Here is a 16,983-nt window from a genome sequence, read left to right as displayed (position 1 = left end):
TCTGGGTGAGGGCCGCGCCGACGAGGACGATCAGAGCTCCGACCGGGGTGTTCCAGCTCAGCCGTTCGCCCAGCAGCGCGACGCCCGCCGCCGTCGCGATCACCGGGATGAAGTACGTGACCATCTGGGCCGTCGTCGGACCGACCTCCTGGACCAGGCCGTACTGGAGCAGTACCGCGAGGCCCGTGCCCAGCGCGCCCAGGGCGAGGACACTGAGCGTCGGGAGCAGCGGGAAGGAGGTAGGTGCCGAGGTGAACAGCGGTGTCACCACGGCCAGTTGCAGCGTACCGAGGAAGAGCTGGCTGCCCGTCAGCGCCAGCGTCGACGAACCGGTCCCGGCCAGGGTGCGGCGGACGTAGATCCAGCCGACCGGATAGCAGAACGAGGCGAGCAGCGCCATGCCCGTACCCGGCAGGTCCAGGCCGGAGAAGCCCTGCCAGGCGCCCAGCACCGTGAGGACGCCGAGGAAGCCGACACCGAGACCGGCCACCCGGCGGCGGGTCGGGCGGTCCTCCGACAGGGCGACCACCGAGAGTGCCATGCCCCACAGCGGCGAGGTCGCGTTGCAGATACCGGCCAGCGTCGAGGGGATCGTCAGCTCGGCGTAGGAGAAGAGCGAGAACGGCAGCGCGTTGAGGAGGAACGCCGCGACCGTGAGGTGCCCCCAGGTCCGGGCCGAACGCGGCAGCCGCTCCCGGCGCATCGCCATGGCGGCGACCAGCACCGCCGTACCGGCCAGCAGCCGGCCGAAGGTGACCTGGAACGGGGCGTAGCCCCCGGTCCCGACCTTGATCAGCAGAAAGCTGAACCCCCAGATGAGCGAGAGCGCCGCGAACCGGATCCGCCAGTCGAGAGCAGGGCGCCGGGCGGGTGGTGCGGGCGGAACGGGCGGGTGAGGTGCTGATGCCGGGGCCGTGGCCCTCGGCTCGCAGGGAGCGCTCATGAGGTCCACCTTGACCAAGATGACGTCGTAGAACAAGGGAATCTTTCTGCACCTGATCATGTAGCATCGCTTACATGTTGAATCTGGAGCGGCTGCGCACCCTGGACGCCCTCGCCCGGCACGGCTCGGTGGGCGGGGCGGCCGACGGGCTGCACGTCACGACGTCGGCGGTCTCCCAGCAGATGGCCAAACTGGAGCGCGAGGTGGGGCAGCGGCTGCTCGCCAAGAACGGCCGGGGCGTCCGCCTCACCGACGCCGGCCGGCTGCTCGCGGACCACGCCGCACGGATTCTGTCGCAGGTGGAGCTCGCCCAGTCCGACATCGAGGCGCAGCGGGGCGAGGTCGTCGGCGAAGTGCGGATCTGCGCCTTCCCGACCGCGGCCCGCGGGCTGTTCCCCGCGACGCTCACCTCCCTGCGCGCCGACCATCCCGACCTCACCGTTCGTACCCGGGAACTGGAGCCCGAGCAGGGACTGCGCGCGGTGCTCCGCGGAGACGTCGATCTGGCCGTCGTGCTGGACTGGAGCAACAAGCGGCTGCCCGTGCCCGGCGGGCTGACCAAGGCCGAACTCCTCGACGACGCCCCGGACATCGCCATGCCGGTCGGACATCCGCTGGCGGACCGCGAGGAGGTGGAGCTGGAGGACTTCGCGGACGATCCGTGGGTGTCCTGGCCCGAGGGCGAGTTCTGTTACGAGTGGCTGATGTTCACCCTGCGCTCCCGGGGCATCGAGCCGCGCATCGCCCATCTGGCCGGTGAGCACCATACACAACTTGCCCTGATCGCAGCGGGATTCGGCGTCTGCGTGGCTCCCCGGCTGGGGCGCGGCCCGGTTCCCGAAGGGGTGCGTCTGGTGCCGGTGCGGCAGACCATGCGGCGGCACGTCCACGCGGTCTGGCGCACCGATGCGGACCGCCGCCCGTCGGTCCGCGCCGCGGTGGGGGCGCTCCGGGCGGCGGGTGCGGGCCTGGCGGCCGCCGTTGTCCCGTGTGCCGGAATCAGGTGAGACCGGCGAGCTTGCGGAAGTCCCAGGAGGTGATCGTCTCCGGGGTGAGCCGCAGCCAGGCGTGCCGTCCGTCGTGGGGCATCTGCGTGATGCCGAAGTACTTCACCGGGAACAGCCGCTCCGGCTCGGCGAGCTCGGGGCAGGGCTCGCCCGTGCGGGGCGCCTCGCCGACGAACTCCGCCCGGCCGGTGAGCTCCACGCCGCGCAGCTCCTCGTACCCCTCGCCGTCGTCCACGACCACGGCGATCCTGGTGTCCTCGCGCAGCTGGGACCAGCGCAGGCTGCGCGTGATGGAGTACAGCCAGAGAGAGCCGCCGTCCCAGACGAACCACAGCGCACCGATGTGCGGAGCGCCGCCGGAGCCGAGCGTGGCCACCCGGCAGGTGCGCTGTTCGCCGAGGTAGGCGTCCCGCTCATCGGGCGTCATCATGATCCGGCGGCCTCGTCGCTGAGTGTCGGTCATGGCCTCCCTCTCCTGGAAGCTGACTAGGTGTCAGAAATCATGGACCCTCTTCCTCCATGACGCAATGGCCGCTACTCTCGCGCGCCCCGGTCCACCCGCAGGAGTCCGCGCCCCTGGGTGGCGGACCGCCAGGAAAGGCAGGAGAGCCCGTGCCGTCGAGGGAAGCACAGCCGAAGGAAGCGCAGGAGCGGCTCACCGCGCTGCTCGACCCCGCCACCACCGTCCTGCTGACCGTCGAGTGCCAGCAGGGCGTCGTGGGGCCGGACAGCGCCCTGCCCGAACTCGCCGCCGTCGCCCGTTTGTCGGGCGCCCTGGCCAACATCGCCCGGCTCGTCGCAGCCGCCCACGAGAACGGCATCCAGGTGATGCACGCGGTCGCCGAGAGCCGGCCCGACGGGCGCGGCGGCAACCACAACGCCCGGCTCTTCCGCACCGCCGCCCGGCTGCCCGTCCAGCAGCACACCGGCAGCACCGCCGTCCGGGTCGCGCCCCCCGTCGAGGTGGCCGACGAGGACCTCGTCGTCCGCCGGCTGCATGGCCTCTCGCCCCTGGCCGGCACCGACGTCGACCCGCTGTTGCGCAACCTCGGCTGCCGCACCCTCGTCGTCACCGGAGTATCGGCCAACATCGCCATTCCCAACGCCGTCTTCGACGCCGTCAACCTCGGCTACACGGCCGTTGTCCCGGCCGACGCCATCGCGGGGGTGCCCGCCGATTACACCCCCGCCATGGTCCGCAACACGCTCGCCCTGGTCGCCACCGTCACCACCACGGACGCGGTCCTCGGCGGTTGGAGACGACCGCGCGGGCAGGCGGCGACGGCGGTGTGACGACAGGCCCTACGCCAGCCTGATCGCATCGCCCTCGACGGTGATCTCGCGGGCGGGCAGCGGCTGGGTGGCGGGCCCGCCGGTCGGGCTGCCTGTGGCGGCGTCGAAGGTGGAGTTGTGACAGGGACAGGTGATCGTGCCGGCCGAGACATCCTTGACCGCGCAGCCCTGATGGGTGCACGTGGACGAGAACGCCTTGAACTCGCCGGGCCGCGGCTGGGTCACCACGACCTTCTGCTCGGCGAAGACCACCCCGCCGCCCTCCGGAATGTCGGAGGCAGCGGCGAGCACCTCGCCGCCCTCGCCCTTGCCCTCGCCCTTGCTCTCGCCCCCGTTCCCGGGCTCCTGGACCGTGTCCGAGCCCTCCGAACTGTCTGATCCGCCGCACGCGGTGAGGGCGGCAGCCGCTCCGGCCGCTCCCACCGCTACGACGACCGTGCGGCGTCCGAGGAGGCTCCGGCGCTCCTGCGTTGCGCTCATCGCGGCATTTCCCTTCGTCGGTGTCCCGGTCTTGATGCCTTCGGACAGAGGTACGTGCCCCGGGGCCGGGATGTTCACACCGGGATGCCGGGATGCCGGGGCGCCGTTCACGCCGGGATGCCGGAGCCCTTTGCTCGACGCGATGGCCCCCGCCGTCGGTCGCCCTGATCGAGGGGGAGGCGGGCGCCGGCAGGAACCGGCTGATCCGGGAGGCCGTCGGACACCCGGTGCCCGGTGCCCGGTGCCCGGTGCCCGGTTCCGGTTCCGGCCGCCCGGAACGCGGGTCCTCGCCGGCCCCTGGAGACCCTGGCTGTGGGCAGCCGTGGCACCGAGAACATGCTCCTCCGACCTGGGCTGAGCCGCTCCGGCAGCGACTGCCGGGGCGAGCCGCTCCCCGAAGTAGTCGACCGGTCCCGGACCGATCCCCATCTCTTCGAGGCTCAGCGCCGCCTTGATCAGTGCGTCCGAGCAACCCGGCACCATCATGGCGGCCCCCTTCACCTCCGTGACGGGGGTCGTGGTGCTTTCCAGACAGGGATCGGCGTCCGTGCCCGTGAGACCGGAGCTGTCCCGTTCCTGTCCGCCCGCGGCGCGCCAGGCACCGAGCGTCGGGTAGCTCTCGTCGCCCCATCGCACCTTCCAGTTGTTCGTGCTGAAGTAGTCGTTGCCCTGCAGGGTGACGTCGTCCGCCGTGAAGGCCTTCGTCGACAGCACGAGGGGCGCGCCGTCCGTGACGAAGATGTTGTTCCGGATCCTGGCACCGGCCAGCCCCTTTTCGAGACGCAGGGCGGGAGCGTTCTCCGAGGCTCCGTCCGACGACTTCATCACCACCGTGTTGTGGTAGATGTCCAGGTCCCTGACGAGTCCGCCGTACGCGACGATCCCGCCGTACTGAGGATGCTTGCGGGAGTCGCCGTAACTGAGGTTGAAGCGCTCGGCGTTGTCACGGTGCGCGCTGTTGCGGTCGCGCGTGTAGAGGAGATAGCCCGGCCCGTCGTTCCCGAACGACAGGTTGTACTGGAGAACCGAACAGAGAAGGGAGTCCGGTCCCCGGCAATGACATGACGCACAGGGCTGAAGAATCGCGCCCGAGTGAACGGAGCGGGGTTACGCGGAGAAGTGTCGTCCTCCGGGCCGACGCAGGGCCGCGACGTGCGGAACGGCCCGGGACCCCGCTCCCGGCGGGCCGAGGAGCCCACAGGGGCCGAGAACGTACGCATGACGGATGGTGGCTGATGCGGCGTTCGGAGCCAGACTCCAGCAGAGGAAGACGTTCGGACATCTACTGAAGATTCAGGGATATTCAACGGCTCATTCGATCTTCCTAGTGTTGGGCACATCAAGCCGAGCCTCGGGACACCACCCTCCCGGGCAACAACCACGGGAGACCACCATGCGCGCCGTCATCCAGAAGTCCTTCGGAGGCCCCGAGGTCTTGGAGGTCGTCGAATCCGACCGTCCCACCGTCCTTGCCGGCGAAGTCCTGATCCGCGTCCACGCCAGTGCCGTGAACCCGGTGGACGTGGCCGTCAGGTCCGGTGCCCACCCACTGCTCGGGGAGCCGTCCTTCGGTGTCGGCTGGGACATCTCGGGCGTCGTCGAGGAGGCCGGCCCCGGTGCCCGGTTCAGGCCGGGTGACGAGGTCTTCGGCATGCCGTTCTTCCCGCGCGCCGCCACCGGCTACGCCGAGTACGTCGCCGCACCCTCCCGCCAGGTGGCACGAAAGCCCGCCACCCTCGACCACGTGCACGCCGCGGCCATCCCCCTCGCCGCGCTCACCGCCTGGCAGGGGCTGGTGGACGCGGCCGCGCTCGGAACCGGCCAGCGGGTGCTGGTCCACCGGGCGGCCGGCGGCGTCGGGCACTTCGCGGTCCAGATAGCCAAGGCCCGCGGTGCCCACGTGATCGCCATGGCGAGTGCCGCCAAGCACGACTTCGTACGTGGCCTCGGCGCGGACGACGTCATCGACTACCGCGCCACCGACTTCACGGAGGCGGTCACGGGCGCCGACGTCGTCTTCGACTCTTCTTCCGAGGGCGTGCGCTCCCTTGCCGTCCTGCGCCCCGGAGGCACGCTCGTCAGCATCATGGAGCACGGGAACCAGGAGCTCGCCGCTCACGTGGAAGCCGCGGGCCGCCGTTTCGCCGGCGTCTGCGTCGAACCCGACTACGCCTCGCTGGAGGCGATCGCCGAACTGGTGGACGCCGGACGCATACGTCCTCACGTCGAGGAGACGTTCCCCCTGGCCGAGGCCGCCAAGGCCCACGAGCTGGTCGGTTCCGGCCGGGTCCAGGGGAAGGTCGTCCTCACCGTCGACTGACGGCGGACGGAGCGTAGGGTGACGCCCGACGACAGGGGGCGACCGGGGTGACCGGGGTGACCGGGGAGAACGGGGACTGGCGTTGGACATTCTGACCGAGGCACTGGGCTCGATGCGGACCGGGCAGCCCAGATCCGTACGCACCTACGGCCGCGCGCCCTGGGGACTGCGTCTGCCCCCGGTCGTCGGCGCCGGTTTCCACGTGGTCCTCCACGGAACCTGCTGGCTGATACCGCTGGAGGACGCACCGCACCTGAAGCCGGTCGCCCTCGGCCCGGGCGACGTGGTCTTCCTGCGCGACGGCCGTGGGCACATCCTCGCCGACCATCCCTCCACGCCGGCCGAGGTGGAAAGGCCGGACCAGTTCCGTCCGGGCTCGCCCCTCGGTACGGTCACGATCGGCGGCGACGGCCCCGGCACCAGCCTCCTGTGCGGCAACTACCACCTGGACCAGGGCCGCCCCCACCCCCTGGTGCGCCAGCTCCCCGAGATCGTCCATCTCGCCACCCGCCACGGCCGACACCCCGAGCTGAGCGCGGCCGTCCAGCTCCTCGGCACGGAGCTGGAGAACCCGCGCATCGGATCGGCCGGCATCGTCCCCGCGCTCATCGACTCGCTGCTCCTCTACATCCTGCGCGCCTGGATCGAGGAACAGGCACCGACGGAGACCAAGGGGTGGGCCGCGGCACTCGGCGACTCCGCTATCGCCCCCGCCCTGGCGGCCATCCACGAGGCTCCGTCCGCTCAATGGACCGTCGAGTCGCTGGCCGTCCGGGTGGGACTGTCCCGAGCGGCCTTCGCGCGCCGGTTCACCGCCTTCGTCGGCGAACCGCCCATGACCTATCTGACCCGCTGGCGCATGACGACCGCCGCGAAGCTGCTGCGCGAGTCCGAAGCTTCGCTCGTGACCGTCGCGGCCCGAACGGGATACAGCTCCGAGTACGCCTTCGCCAAGGCCTTCAAGCGCGAGTACGGCCGGGCTCCCGGCGGTTACCGCCGCGAGTCGCGTGCTGCCTGAGCCCGTTTCTGCGCGCCGGCAGTACCGTCGCCAGGGACGGGCCCGGTTGAGCGATGAGGTGCGCTCTGCTCCGGTTCGTTGTTCCTGACTGCGGGGCACGGGTCCGACGCCAGCGGTGAGGGTCTGCCACCGCAGCCGTACAGGGACGTCCAGGGAGGGAGCGTGAGGGATGGTCAGAGCGCGGGGAAGGGGAGGCGTACGCCGTGTCGTTCCTCGGCGCTGCCGCAGGGACGGGACCAGGGTCTTGCGCAGCTCGTCGGCCGCGGCGGCGTGTTCGGTGAGGAAGCGGGTGCGGAGCGGTTCGAGGGCGGCTCCCACCGGTCGCACGCAGTGGGCGTATACACACCGCCCAGGGCGCGACTCTCGCGCGGGACGTCGGCCGGGGCGTCGGAGTTCAGGCGGGTGTCGGTGTGGCGGAAGAAGCCGTCCTCGTCAGGAACGTCGAAACCGTGGCGATCGTGCGCACTCGGGGCGCCGACGGCCTGACGCTGGTCACCCTCGCGGAAGAAGCCGGGGTGAGCAGACCGATCGCATTCGACCACTTCGCCACTCGCCCCGGCCTGCTGCTCGCGCTCTACCAGCGACTCGACGAACGCCACCGGGCCGCGATCATGCAGGTGTTGCGGGGCGCCGCACTCATCGCGAGACTCCTTGCGGGCACCTGCGAAATCTGTGGAAGCAAGGGCAACGTGCAAGTGCACCACGCCCGCGCTCTCGCCGACCTCGCACATGCCGGATGGCAGCCTTCCGACTGGGCACGCGTCATGCTCCAACGACGCCGCAAAACGGTCGTGGACTGCGACGTCTGCCACGACCGCATCCACTCGGAACAGCCGGTCAGAACACTCACGCCGTAGTCACTGGAGAGCCGGATGACAGGGAAACCGTCATGTCCGGTTCGGCGGGAGGCCGCGCGGAACAGGACTCGTCCACGGCGAGCACCTCACCGCGCGGCCGACCCAACCGGATGGATCATGATGCACCGCCGACTCGCCCGCGACTACGAGACCAAACCCGCACACTCCGAGAGCATGATCCGCATCGCGATGATCTCGAACCTCGCGAAACGAGCAACCGGCGAAACACCCATAACCTGGCACAACCCATGCACTATTCGGTTTTTAACCGGAACGTCCTCTTGGAACGGCCGCCTCGATGCCGACCAGGACACCCATGAACATGTCCGTGGCGATGATCGCCAGCCCGGTCGTCGCCAACACCACAGCCTCGCCGCGGTGTTCGTGCCAGAGCACCCCGAACATCCTGACCGGGACGAGCTTGGCGCCGGCATGGATGAGCACCCCGGCGAGCGCGGCCACAGGTATCAGGCCGAGGAGGGCGGGGAACAGCAGCAGCCACACTCCGTGCAGGATCCTGGATATCTTGGTACGGGCACCGGCCTGGACGTTGCCGGCGCTGCGCGCACGATGACGGCGGTCATGGGCAGCGCGCCGACGAGGCCGCACAGTGTGTTCCCCGCTCCCTGGGCGATGAGCTCCTTGTTGTAGTGGGAGCGCGGGCCGTCGTGCATCCGGTCCACGGCGGCGGCGCTGAAGAGGGACTCCGCGGAGGCGATGAGCGTGAAGGCGAGAACGACGCTCAGTGGCGCGGGATCCGCCAGCAGCCCGATGTCGTCCAGGCCCGTCAGGTTCAGGGAGTCGACCAGGCCGCGGACCTCGATGGTGGCGACGGGCAGGTCCAGCACCGCCACCGCGAGGATGGCCAGCCCTACGGCCACCAGCGGTCCGGGAAGCAGCCGGGGCAGGCGTCCGGGAAGCCGCTTCCACAGGATGAGCACGGCGATGGCCCCGACATCGATCGCACAGGAGGACAGCGCCGGGGCTCCGGACACACTCCTCGTGAGCAGCTCCGGAAGACCGGCCAGGTTGTCGAGACCGTTTCCGTGCGCCTCGGCTCCCGCCAGAGCGTAGAGCTGGCTGCCGATCAGGCCGATGCCGATGCCGACGATTCCCGTGACCAGACCCAGTTCGGCGGGGACACCGGAGGCTACGGCGATGCCGACGCACAGGGGGACGGCGACGAGGAACACCACGACCGATGCGAGCAGGTCGCGGGAGAGGACGTCCGGCCGTAACCGGAGACGTGGAGAGGTCTTCATTGACTTCAGCTCCTGGGGGTGGGGGGAGTGGCAGCCGAGGGCGGCGGCGGGACCGCACGCACCGGCACTGCCGTCTACAGCGAGGAGAAGGTACCCGTGGCGATCTGGTGGGCCTGGACGGCGCCGGTGTGGACCTCGTAGTACCAGGCGTGCAGGCCGAGCCGACCCTCGCGGACGGCCTCGCTCCCGCAGGGGTAGTCGCGGAGCCTCTGCATCTGCGCGACGACCCGGCTCGCCGCGCAGGCGGCGGAGCTGGCCGCACGGGCCGAGGCGCTGAACGCGGCCGTACTGGCGAGTTCGGCACGGGGGAGCTGAAGCTCACAGGGACAGGGCAGGCCAGGACCGGGGACCCGTGCGTCCTCACCGACGTCGTGGCGGCCGGCTGCTCTTCGGCCGCACCCGTCCCGCCGCGCAGGACACCGAGCCGCGCGTCGCCGAGGTCCTCGCCCTGTGCGACCGCGACCTCGTCCCACTGCCCGCGGACGCCGTCCCCGGCCTGGTCGACGCCCCGGCCTTGGTCCGCGAGTTCACCGCCCTGCACCGCTACTTCCGCGGCGCCCGGTTGATAGCGCTGCGCCGCACCGAGGCCCGCCTGCTCGCCGTCTTCCGCACCGGCGAGAGCGCCGACGACTTGCGGGTCCTGCGCTGGGCCACCGGCCCGTCGGGCACGTGCCGGTTCCTCGACGCGCTGGGGGAGGGGGACCTCGTCACGCCTCCCGGCCAGGACGTCGACTGAGAGCTATCGCGCTGACGGAGTGTCAGTCGTAGTGGTCCGGCCACCCCGGCCACCCCGGCCCGCCGGCCCTCGGCTCCATGCCGGCACGGCCGTTGGGGCGGCGTGTGCCGCCGCCGCTCGCGGTGCCGCTTCTCGGCGCGCCGGGAAGCGTGCCCTTTCGCCGTGTCGGCCGCCATGGGTGTCTCCTCCATGGGTTACCGATAGGTAGACCGACCCTTTCGATTGGCGCAATCCTTGTCGCCCGAGAGTGGAAGAACTTCTTTAGGCTTGCACTAGTTCACGCTATGAATGGCTTGTTCTTGACCTTCGGTCGAGGTGTGGTGTGCATCACATTCTTGAATGAATTCGCATGGCATGCCGGACATGCCCCCCGCCGACGGGTCGGAATGAGCCGTCCGGGTGGAGGAATCTGCGCTACTGCGCATGCTCCTCCATGGTCGACGCTTGACCTAGATCATTCCCCCCCCATAGCCTCCGTACCACGCTTGCACCGCAGGGCTGATAGTCCGTCAGGTCCTGAAACCGACCCAGTCCGGGGGGACTTCGTATGTACGATGTCGTTGTTGTTGGCGGCCGTTGCGCTGGGGCGCCACTGGCCATGCATCTGGCCCGTCAAGGGCACCGCGTTCTCGTGGTGGACAGGGCCTCCTTCCCGAGCGACTCGGTGTCGACGCACTACATCCACCAGGCGGGTCTGCTGCGCCTCAAGGAGTGGGGCCTGCTCGACGAGGTCATCGCGGCCAAGACGCCCCCGCTCCGCAAGATGCACTACGGGTACCGGGGCATCGAACTCAACGGCTTCGCGGACCCCGTCGACGGCGTCGACGCCGTCTACTGCCCGCGCCGCACCGTGCTGGACGAGATACTCGTCAACGCCGCCCGCCGGGCCGGCGCCGAGGTCGTGGAGAACTTCACCGTCACCGACGTGGTGGTATCCGACGGCCGTGTCACGGGCATCCGCGGACGTGAGGGGGACGGCCCCGAGCGCGAGTTCCGCGCCACGATCGTCGTCGGCGCCGACGGCTTCCACTCCACCGTCGCCAAGAAGGTGGGCGCGGAGCTGTACAACGTGCGCCCCGCCGCCGGTTTCATCTACTACTCGTACTACGCCGGTCTCGAGTCGTGGGGACTGCACCACAAGAACGGCATGAACGAGAAGTGGTTCGGCACCTGGCCGACCAACGACGGCCTCACCATGGTGGCCACCATCTGCACCAAGCGGTACCTCAAGGAGTTCCGCCAGGACGTCGAGACCAACTTCCAGGCCGTCATCGACGACGTGTCCCCGGAGATGGGCGAGCAGTTCCGCGACATGGGCCGGCGCGCGGAGGACTTCCGCCCCATGCGCTACCCGGACAACTACTACCGCCGCGCGTACGGCCCCGGCTGGGCGCTGGTCGGTGACGCCGGCTACCACAAGGACCCCTACACCGGCTGGGGCATCACGGACTCGTTCGTGCACGGCGAGCTGCTCGCCGAGCGCATCCACCAGGGCCTCGCGGGCGAGCGTCCCATGGAGGAGGCGCTGACCGAGTACAACAAGCTGCGCGACGAGGAGAGCACCGGCGTCTACGACTTCACCACGACGCTGGGCGAGCTCACCGAACTGCCCCCGTTCTTCAAGGCGACGATGAGCGCGATGAGCAAGTCCCAGGAGTGGACGAACAAGATGCTCGGCCTGATCGGCGGCGTCGTCCCCGACTACGAGATCTACGCGCCGGACGCCCTGGAGCGGCTCTACGACGACGCCGGTGTGCCGCAGGACGAGCGGATCTACGACCCCGCCGCCTGACGCCCCCCGCGGCCCCCTCCGGAGCCCCCGGCCCCCGGCCCTGTACCCCCTCCGCCGAGCACCGTGCGCCGAGCCCCGCCTTTCCGGGCGCTCGCGCCAGTGCCTCGCGCCACCCCATGTGCGCCGCGGCCCCCTCCCACGCCGCCCCCCTCCTCGCCCCTGTGGCGGGACGACCGTCCCGGACGCCAGCCCCCCCCGCCCGGGGGCACCGGCGTCCGGTCCGCTCCCGCACACCGGCGCGCCAGGCCCGCCCGGATCCGCACACCCTCCCCCCCCCAGAGCACCCCAGTCACCCCGCCGTCCCGACGCGCCGGGGCCCGGTGCGGCCTGTCCGCAGGCCCCGGACCGCCCCAACGCCGGCACGGAACTCCATGCGCTTCGTTCGAGGGAGACCCGCAGATGACGCGTGCGTCCAGCATGTTCGATCTCATCAGTGACCAGGATGAGGACAGGCCCTACTTCGAGACCGGCGGCATCGGCAGGTCGCACGAGTTCTACACGGGCGAGGAGCAGTTCCGCCGGGAGATGTCCCGCATCTACGGCCGGCGCTGGCTCCCGGTCGACCACGTCTCCCGCCTGAAGGAGAAGGGCGCCTACAGCACCCTCAACATCGGCTCCGGGTCCATCCTGCTGATCCACGGCGACAACGGCATCCAGGGCTACCACAACTACTGCCGGCACCGCGGCTACAAGCTGGTCGAGGAGGCCACCGGCAAGCGCCAGAGCCTCGTCTGCCTCTACCACTGCTGGGTCTACGACCGGAACGGCAAGCTCAAGAGCCTCAACGGCACCTACATGGACCACTTCTTCGACAAGGAGAAGAACGGCCTGCTGCCCGTGCGGACCGAGGTCCGCTTCGGCGTGGTCTTCGTGGCGCTCTCCGACGACGCCCCGGGCCTCGACGAGTCGCTGGGCGAGTTCGGCGCGTTCGCCGAAGTCTACGACCTCGCCGACTTGGAGTGCGTCGAGGCCAAGGACTACCCGGTCGCCTCGAACTGGAAGCTCGTCGCGCACAACGTGAACGAGAGCCTGCACTTCCCCACCGCCCACAAGGACCTGCACCGCATCACCGACTTCGACGACGCGGGCACCTACGACCTCGAGGGCGACATCGTCGGCGCCTGGCAGTCGATCCGCACCGGCTACAACTCCGTCTCCGTGTCGGGCCGCAGCCCCCGCACGCCGATGCCGAACGTCCCCGAGGGCGACCTCCAGAAGATCAACTGGATCACCATCCTGCCCAACCTGCTCTTCGGGTTCACGGCCGACTACGTGATGATGCAGTGGGTCTGGCCGGAGAGCCCCGGCACCTGCTTCGTCCGCCACTTCTGGCTGTTCCACCCCACCGAGACCGCCAAGAGCGACTTCTCGCACGAGGACGTCTTCGCGCTGTGGGACAAGGCCAACTACGAGGACTGGGAGATGTGCGAGCGGACCCACCGCGGCCTCTCCAACCCGCTGTGGACCCCCGGCCAGCTCTCCTACGACGAGGAGGTCGTGGCCCAGATCGACGCCTGGGTCGCGCGCGAAACCGCCGAGGGCGGGGCCGCGGACGCCCCGGCCGCCGAACCCGCCGACTCCGAGGCCTCCGCCGCCGAGGACGGCGGCAAGGCCGCCGGACACGGAAAGGCGGAGCGGTGAGCATGAAGGCCAACTGCTACCTGATCGGTGGCACCCGCGTCCTTATCCAGTGCGGCGCGCGGCTCCTGGACGCCGATGTGACGATCGAGGGCGTCCTCAGCGACGACCCCGCCGTCGTCGCCTGGGCCGGCGCCCACGACGTGCCCGTGCACGACCCGGCCGGGGACCTGACGGCGCTCCTGTCGGAGCGGCCGTTCGACTACCTGTTCAGCATGGTCAACTTCCGAATCCTGCCCGGAGCCGTGCTCGGCCTTCCGAAGATCGCCGCGATCAACTTCCACGACGGCCCGCTGCCCCGCTACTCCGGCAGCCACGTCCCGGCCTGGGCCCTGTACGAGGGCGTGCCGCGCCACGCGGCCACCTGGCACCTGATGACCGAGGCCGTCGACGCCGGCGGCGTGCTCCTGGAGCGCTGGTTCCCGGTCCGCGCCCACGCCACCGCCCTCTCCCTCACCTACGAAGCGGCCGAGACGGGCATCGAGCTGTTCGCCGACCTCGTCCCGCACGTCGCCCGGCGTAACCTCCCTGAGGTCCTCGACACCAGCGGCCGCGAGCGCCGCTTCTACCGCCGGTCCGCGCGCATGGCGGGCGGCGGCGTCATCCACGCCGGCACCACCGCCGCCGAGGCCGTACGGCTCGTGCGGGCCCTCGACTACGGCTCCTTCCCCAACCCTCTCGGCGTGCCCGCCCTCGTCACCGAGCAGGGCGCCGTCTACACCCGCCAGGCCCGGCTGATCCCGCGTGACGAGACCCGCACCGAGACCACGGTGCTGTCCGTTACCACCACGGCCATCACCCTGGCCGCCCCCGACGCCGACCTCGTCCTCAGCGACTGGCGGGCCGTCGACGGCAGCACGCTCAGCGGCCAGGCCGCCGCCCAGCGGCTCGGCATCGCCCCCGGCGCCCCGCTTCCGGCCGTCTCGGAGGAGCGGCTGGCCGGCATCGCCGACGCCCAGAAGCTCCTGCGCCCCCACGAGCCGCGGTGGCGCGCCCGCCTGGAGGACGTGCGGCCCGCCCCGCTGGCCGCCGACGACTTCTCCGCGGCCACCGCCCACTACGGGCACTACGAACTGGCGTACGTCCCCGCCTCGCGCGAGGAGAGCGTTGCCGTCTTCCGTGCCTTCCTCGCGGCCGTCGCCGAGCGCGTCGGCGAGGAGGTCTTCGACTTCGCCTGGTCCCCGTCCTGCGCCCGCGTCCTCGCGGAGCGCACCCACGGGCTGACGGCCGCCCGCTTCCCCGTCCGCTACGACGGCGGGACCGCCCGCACCCTGCGGGAGCGGCTCGACGAGGCCGCCGCCTGCCACGGCTACACCGGCGACCTCGAGGTCCGCCTCGGGCTGGCCGGACGGCCGCTCGGCGCCGACGAGCCGAGCTTCACCCGCGTCATGGTGCTGGAGCGCGCCCCGGGCGAGGAGGCGTCCGCCGACCCCCACACCGAGATCGCCCTGCTGTACCTGACCGACGGCCCGCCCACGATCTTCGTGCGGGAGACTGCCATGGGCGAGGACGAGGCGCTGGACTTCGTCGAGCGCGTCGAGGACCTGGCCATGGTGGCGCTGCTCCAGGGCGACGAGCCGCCGACGGAGTCCACCGCCTCCGCCGAGGCCGCCGACTCCGGCGCGGGGACCGCCGGGGAGCTTGTCGAGGAGACCGGCGGCCCGACTGTACTGGACCTCTTCGCCGCCGCGGCCGCCGAGCGGCCCGGAGCCGTCGCCGTCCGCGCCGGGAACCACACGCTCGACTACGCCGGACTCGACGGCTGGGCGGACGCAGTCGCGGCCCGCTTGCACGACGAGGGCATCGAGCGCGGCTCGGTGGTCGGCGTCCTGCTGGAGCGCGACATCGCGCTGCTCCCCGCCATGCTCGGCATCCTGCGCGTCGGCGCGTCCTTCCTGCCGCTGGACCCGGGCTACCCCGTGGACCGGCTGCGGCGGTACGTGGACGTCTCGGACTGCGAGCTCATCCTCACCGACGCCCGCACCCACGACCTGGGCGCGTCCCTGGGCCCCGCGCGGCGGGTGCCCGAGCCGGACGGGGCGGCCCAGGCCGTACCCCCGCGCGTGACCGCCGCCGACCTGGCGTACACCCTCTTCACCAGCGGCTCGACCGGCGACCCGAAGGGCGTCGAGATCGGACACGGGGCGCTCGCCGACTTCCTCACTGGCATCGGCGGACGCGTGGGCGTCACGGCGGACGACACCCTCCTCGCCCACACCACGGTCGCCTTCGACATCTCCCTGCTGGAACTGCTCCTGCCGCTCACCGTCGGCGCGACGGTCGTCCTCGCCTCCCGCGAGACCGCGGCCGACCCGTACCGGCTGGTCGAGCTGGCGAGCCGGGTCTCCGTGGCCCAAGCCACGCCGAGCCTGTGGCGCCTGCTGCTGGGCACCGGCTGGACCCCGCACGCCTCGCTTACCGTCCTCTCTGGCGGCGAGGCGCTGTCGCCCGCCACCGCCGAGCGGCTGCACGAGCCCGCGCGCGCCCTGTGGAACCTGTACGGCCCCACCGAGGCGACGATCTGGGCCGCGGCCCACCAGGTCGAGTCGGTCGGCACCTTCCTCCCGCTCGGCGATCCCCTCCCGCACATGGAGCTCCACGTCCTCGACGAGGAGCTGAACGCGTGCGCGGCCGGGAGCACCGGCGAGCTGTACCTCTCCGGTACCGGGCTGGCCCGCGGCTACGCCGGACGGCCCGACCTGACGCGGGAGGTCTTCGTCGACCACCCCGCCACCGGGACGCGGCTCTATCGCACCGGGGACGAGGTCCGCCTGCACGCGGACGGCGCGGTCGAGTGGCTCGGCCGCACCGACGCCCAGGTCAAGGTGCGGGGCCACCGCATCGAGCCCGCCGAGATCGAGCGGGTGCTGGAGCGGATCGACGGCGTCACGGCCGCCTTCGTCGTCGCGGCGCGCTTCGAGGGCCGCGGCGAACCGAGGCTCACCGCCTACCTGGTGGGCGACGCCATGCCGGTCAAGTCGCGGCTCGACGCCCTGGTCGGCGCCGCCCTGCCCGCCTACATGGTGCCGGACGCCTATGTGGACCTCGACGTCCTGCCGCTCACCAACAACGGCAAGGTGGCCCGCGCCAAGCTCCCGCTGCCCACGCGCGACACCATCCTGCGCTCGGGTGAGGAGCCGGAGTCCGGTGCTGTGCCCGAGGCGGGCCCCGAGTCCGCGCCGGAGACGGCGGCGGCACCGGAGCTCGCGACGATCGCGGAGCTGGCCGCCGCGCCGGTGGCCGAAGCCACCACCGAGTCCGGCGGAGCCACCGAGTCCGCCGGAACCGGTATGACGGAGGAGGCGCTGGCGCGGTCCATCGCGCGGGTCTTCGCGGCCACGCTGGACCACCCCGGCTTCGACGTCCACGCCAACTTCTTCGACCTGGGCGGCGAATCGGTGAACGTCACCGTCGCCGCCGTGCGCCTCGGCGACGAGCTGGGCGCCTCCGTCACCGCCCCCGCCATCTTCGCCTCGGGAACCCCGGTGAAGCTGGCCCGCCTCCTGGGCGCCGAGGGCGTCGTGCCCCTGCGCGACCAGGAGACGGAGACGGCCGTCGAGACTGCGCCCGTCGCCGCCGGGACCGCCGCCGCGCCCGCCCGGACCACGCCCACCGCGTTCGCGTCGGCCACCCCCGT

Annotated in this window: 13 protein-coding genes and 2 pseudogenes; 10 read left to right on the top strand and 5 right to left on the bottom strand. The window is 71.3% G+C overall.

Features of this window, described 5'->3' with window-relative positions; all coding sequences use genetic code 11:
- Positions 1–943 (bottom strand): DMT family transporter (locus B9S58_RS05305; RefSeq protein ID WP_103530968.1); only part of this gene is annotated, 943 nt, incomplete at its 3' end.
- Positions 944–1,017: 74 nt separating this feature from the next.
- Between B9S58_RS05305 and B9S58_RS05300 the strand changes: the two genes are divergently transcribed.
- Positions 1,018–1,950, top strand: coding sequence for a LysR family transcriptional regulator (locus B9S58_RS05300; RefSeq protein WP_103530965.1), 933 nt, complete (start codon positions 1,018–1,020; stop codon positions 1,948–1,950).
- Here the strand turns inward: B9S58_RS05300 and B9S58_RS05295 are convergent.
- Positions 1,943–2,413, bottom strand: a complete 471-nt coding sequence (locus tag B9S58_RS05295; RefSeq protein ID WP_103530964.1) for a pyridoxamine 5'-phosphate oxidase family protein — start codon at positions 2,411–2,413, stop codon at positions 1,943–1,945. The two genes, B9S58_RS05300 and B9S58_RS05295, sit on opposite strands and share 8 nt — an antisense overlap.
- 149 nt (positions 2,414–2,562) lie before the next feature.
- Here B9S58_RS05295 and B9S58_RS05290 point away from each other — a divergent pair, with 149 nt between their 5' ends.
- Positions 2,563–3,243: a cysteine hydrolase gene (locus tag B9S58_RS05290; RefSeq protein WP_103530963.1), complete on the top strand. Its 681-nt coding sequence runs from the start codon at positions 2,563–2,565 to the stop codon at positions 3,241–3,243.
- A 9-nt stretch (positions 3,244–3,252) separates the two neighbouring features.
- On the opposite strand, the gene B9S58_RS05285 is transcribed toward B9S58_RS05290, so the two are convergent.
- On the bottom strand, positions 3,253–3,723 hold the full coding sequence (locus B9S58_RS05285) for a Rieske (2Fe-2S) protein (RefSeq protein ID WP_103530967.1): 471 nt from the start codon (positions 3,721–3,723) through the stop codon (positions 3,253–3,255).
- 1,393 nt (positions 3,724–5,116) lie between these two features.
- Between B9S58_RS05285 and B9S58_RS05280 the strand changes: the two genes are divergently transcribed.
- From B9S58_RS05280 to B9S58_RS05265, 4 genes and pseudogenes are all read left to right on the top strand, one after another.
- Complete coding sequence (locus tag B9S58_RS05280) at positions 5,117–6,043, top strand: NADP-dependent oxidoreductase (RefSeq protein ID WP_103530962.1); 927 nt, start codon at positions 5,117–5,119, stop codon at positions 6,041–6,043.
- A gap of 82 nt (positions 6,044–6,125) precedes the next feature.
- Positions 6,126–7,061, top strand: a complete 936-nt coding sequence (locus tag B9S58_RS05275) for an AraC family transcriptional regulator (protein WP_103530961.1) — start codon at positions 6,126–6,128, stop codon at positions 7,059–7,061.
- Between the two features lie 410 nt (positions 7,062–7,471).
- Positions 7,472–7,918, top strand: a complete 447-nt coding sequence (locus tag B9S58_RS05270) for a TetR/AcrR family transcriptional regulator (RefSeq protein ID WP_103530960.1) — start codon at positions 7,472–7,474, stop codon at positions 7,916–7,918.
- Positions 7,919–8,026: 108 nt separating this feature from the next.
- Positions 8,027–8,158: pseudogene (locus B9S58_RS05265) on the top strand (IS5/IS1182 family transposase); the annotation flags it as partial.
- A gap of 45 nt (positions 8,159–8,203) precedes the next feature.
- Here B9S58_RS05265 and B9S58_RS05260 read toward each other — a convergent pair.
- A pseudogene (locus B9S58_RS05260) lies at positions 8,204–9,180 on the bottom strand (SulP family inorganic anion transporter); the annotation flags it as partial.
- 74 nt (positions 9,181–9,254) lie between these two features.
- Positions 9,255–9,395 (bottom strand): hypothetical protein, encoded by a 141-nt coding sequence (locus B9S58_RS05255; protein ID WP_258044194.1) that lies wholly within the window; start codon positions 9,393–9,395, stop codon positions 9,255–9,257.
- Between the two features lie 137 nt (positions 9,396–9,532).
- Here B9S58_RS05255 and B9S58_RS37285 point away from each other — a divergent pair, with 137 nt between their 5' ends.
- From B9S58_RS37285 to B9S58_RS05235, 4 genes are all read left to right on the top strand, one after another.
- A complete protein-coding gene (locus tag B9S58_RS37285) occupies positions 9,533–9,916 on the top strand; it encodes a DNA repair ATPase (protein ID WP_258044193.1) in 384 nt (127 codons plus the stop codon).
- A 547-nt stretch (positions 9,917–10,463) separates the two neighbouring features.
- Positions 10,464–11,708: an NAD(P)/FAD-dependent oxidoreductase gene (locus B9S58_RS05245; protein WP_103530958.1), complete on the top strand. Its 1,245-nt coding sequence runs from the start codon at positions 10,464–10,466 to the stop codon at positions 11,706–11,708.
- 399 nt (positions 11,709–12,107) lie between these two features.
- Positions 12,108–13,349: an aromatic ring-hydroxylating dioxygenase subunit alpha gene (locus tag B9S58_RS05240; RefSeq protein WP_258044192.1), complete on the top strand. Its 1,242-nt coding sequence runs from the start codon at positions 12,108–12,110 to the stop codon at positions 13,347–13,349.
- Positions 13,350–13,351: 2 nt separating this feature from the next.
- Positions 13,352–16,983: amino acid adenylation domain-containing protein (locus tag B9S58_RS05235; protein ID WP_103530957.1), on the top strand; the 3,632-nt coding region annotated here is incomplete at its 3' end.

Source organism: Streptomyces sp. SM11 (assembly GCF_002910905.1).
In the GTDB taxonomy this organism is placed as follows: domain Bacteria; phylum Actinomycetota; class Actinomycetes; order Streptomycetales; family Streptomycetaceae; genus Streptomyces.
This window is presented reverse-complemented; position numbering and strand designations above follow the sequence as displayed.

Excerpts from the sequence above, each read along its gene's own strand:
- B9S58_RS05255 (WP_258044194.1), bottom strand. The coding sequence starts at position 9,395 with ATGCAGAGGCTCCGCGACTACCCCTGCGGGAGCGAGGCCGTCCGCGAG.
- B9S58_RS05295 (WP_103530964.1), bottom strand. The coding sequence starts at position 2,413 with ATGACCGACACTCAGCGACGAGGCCGCCGGATCATGATGACGCCCGAT.
- B9S58_RS05300 (WP_103530965.1), top strand. The coding sequence starts at position 1,018 with ATGTTGAATCTGGAGCGGCTGCGCACCCTGGACGCCCTCGCCCGGCAC.
- B9S58_RS05245 (WP_103530958.1), top strand. The coding sequence starts at position 10,464 with ATGTACGATGTCGTTGTTGTTGGCGGCCGTTGCGCTGGGGCGCCACTG.
- B9S58_RS05280 (WP_103530962.1), top strand. The coding sequence starts at position 5,117 with ATGCGCGCCGTCATCCAGAAGTCCTTCGGAGGCCCCGAGGTCTTGGAG.
- B9S58_RS05285 (WP_103530967.1), bottom strand. The coding sequence starts at position 3,723 with ATGAGCGCAACGCAGGAGCGCCGGAGCCTCCTCGGACGCCGCACGGTC.
- B9S58_RS05240 (WP_258044192.1), top strand. The coding sequence starts at position 12,108 with ATGACGCGTGCGTCCAGCATGTTCGATCTCATCAGTGACCAGGATGAG.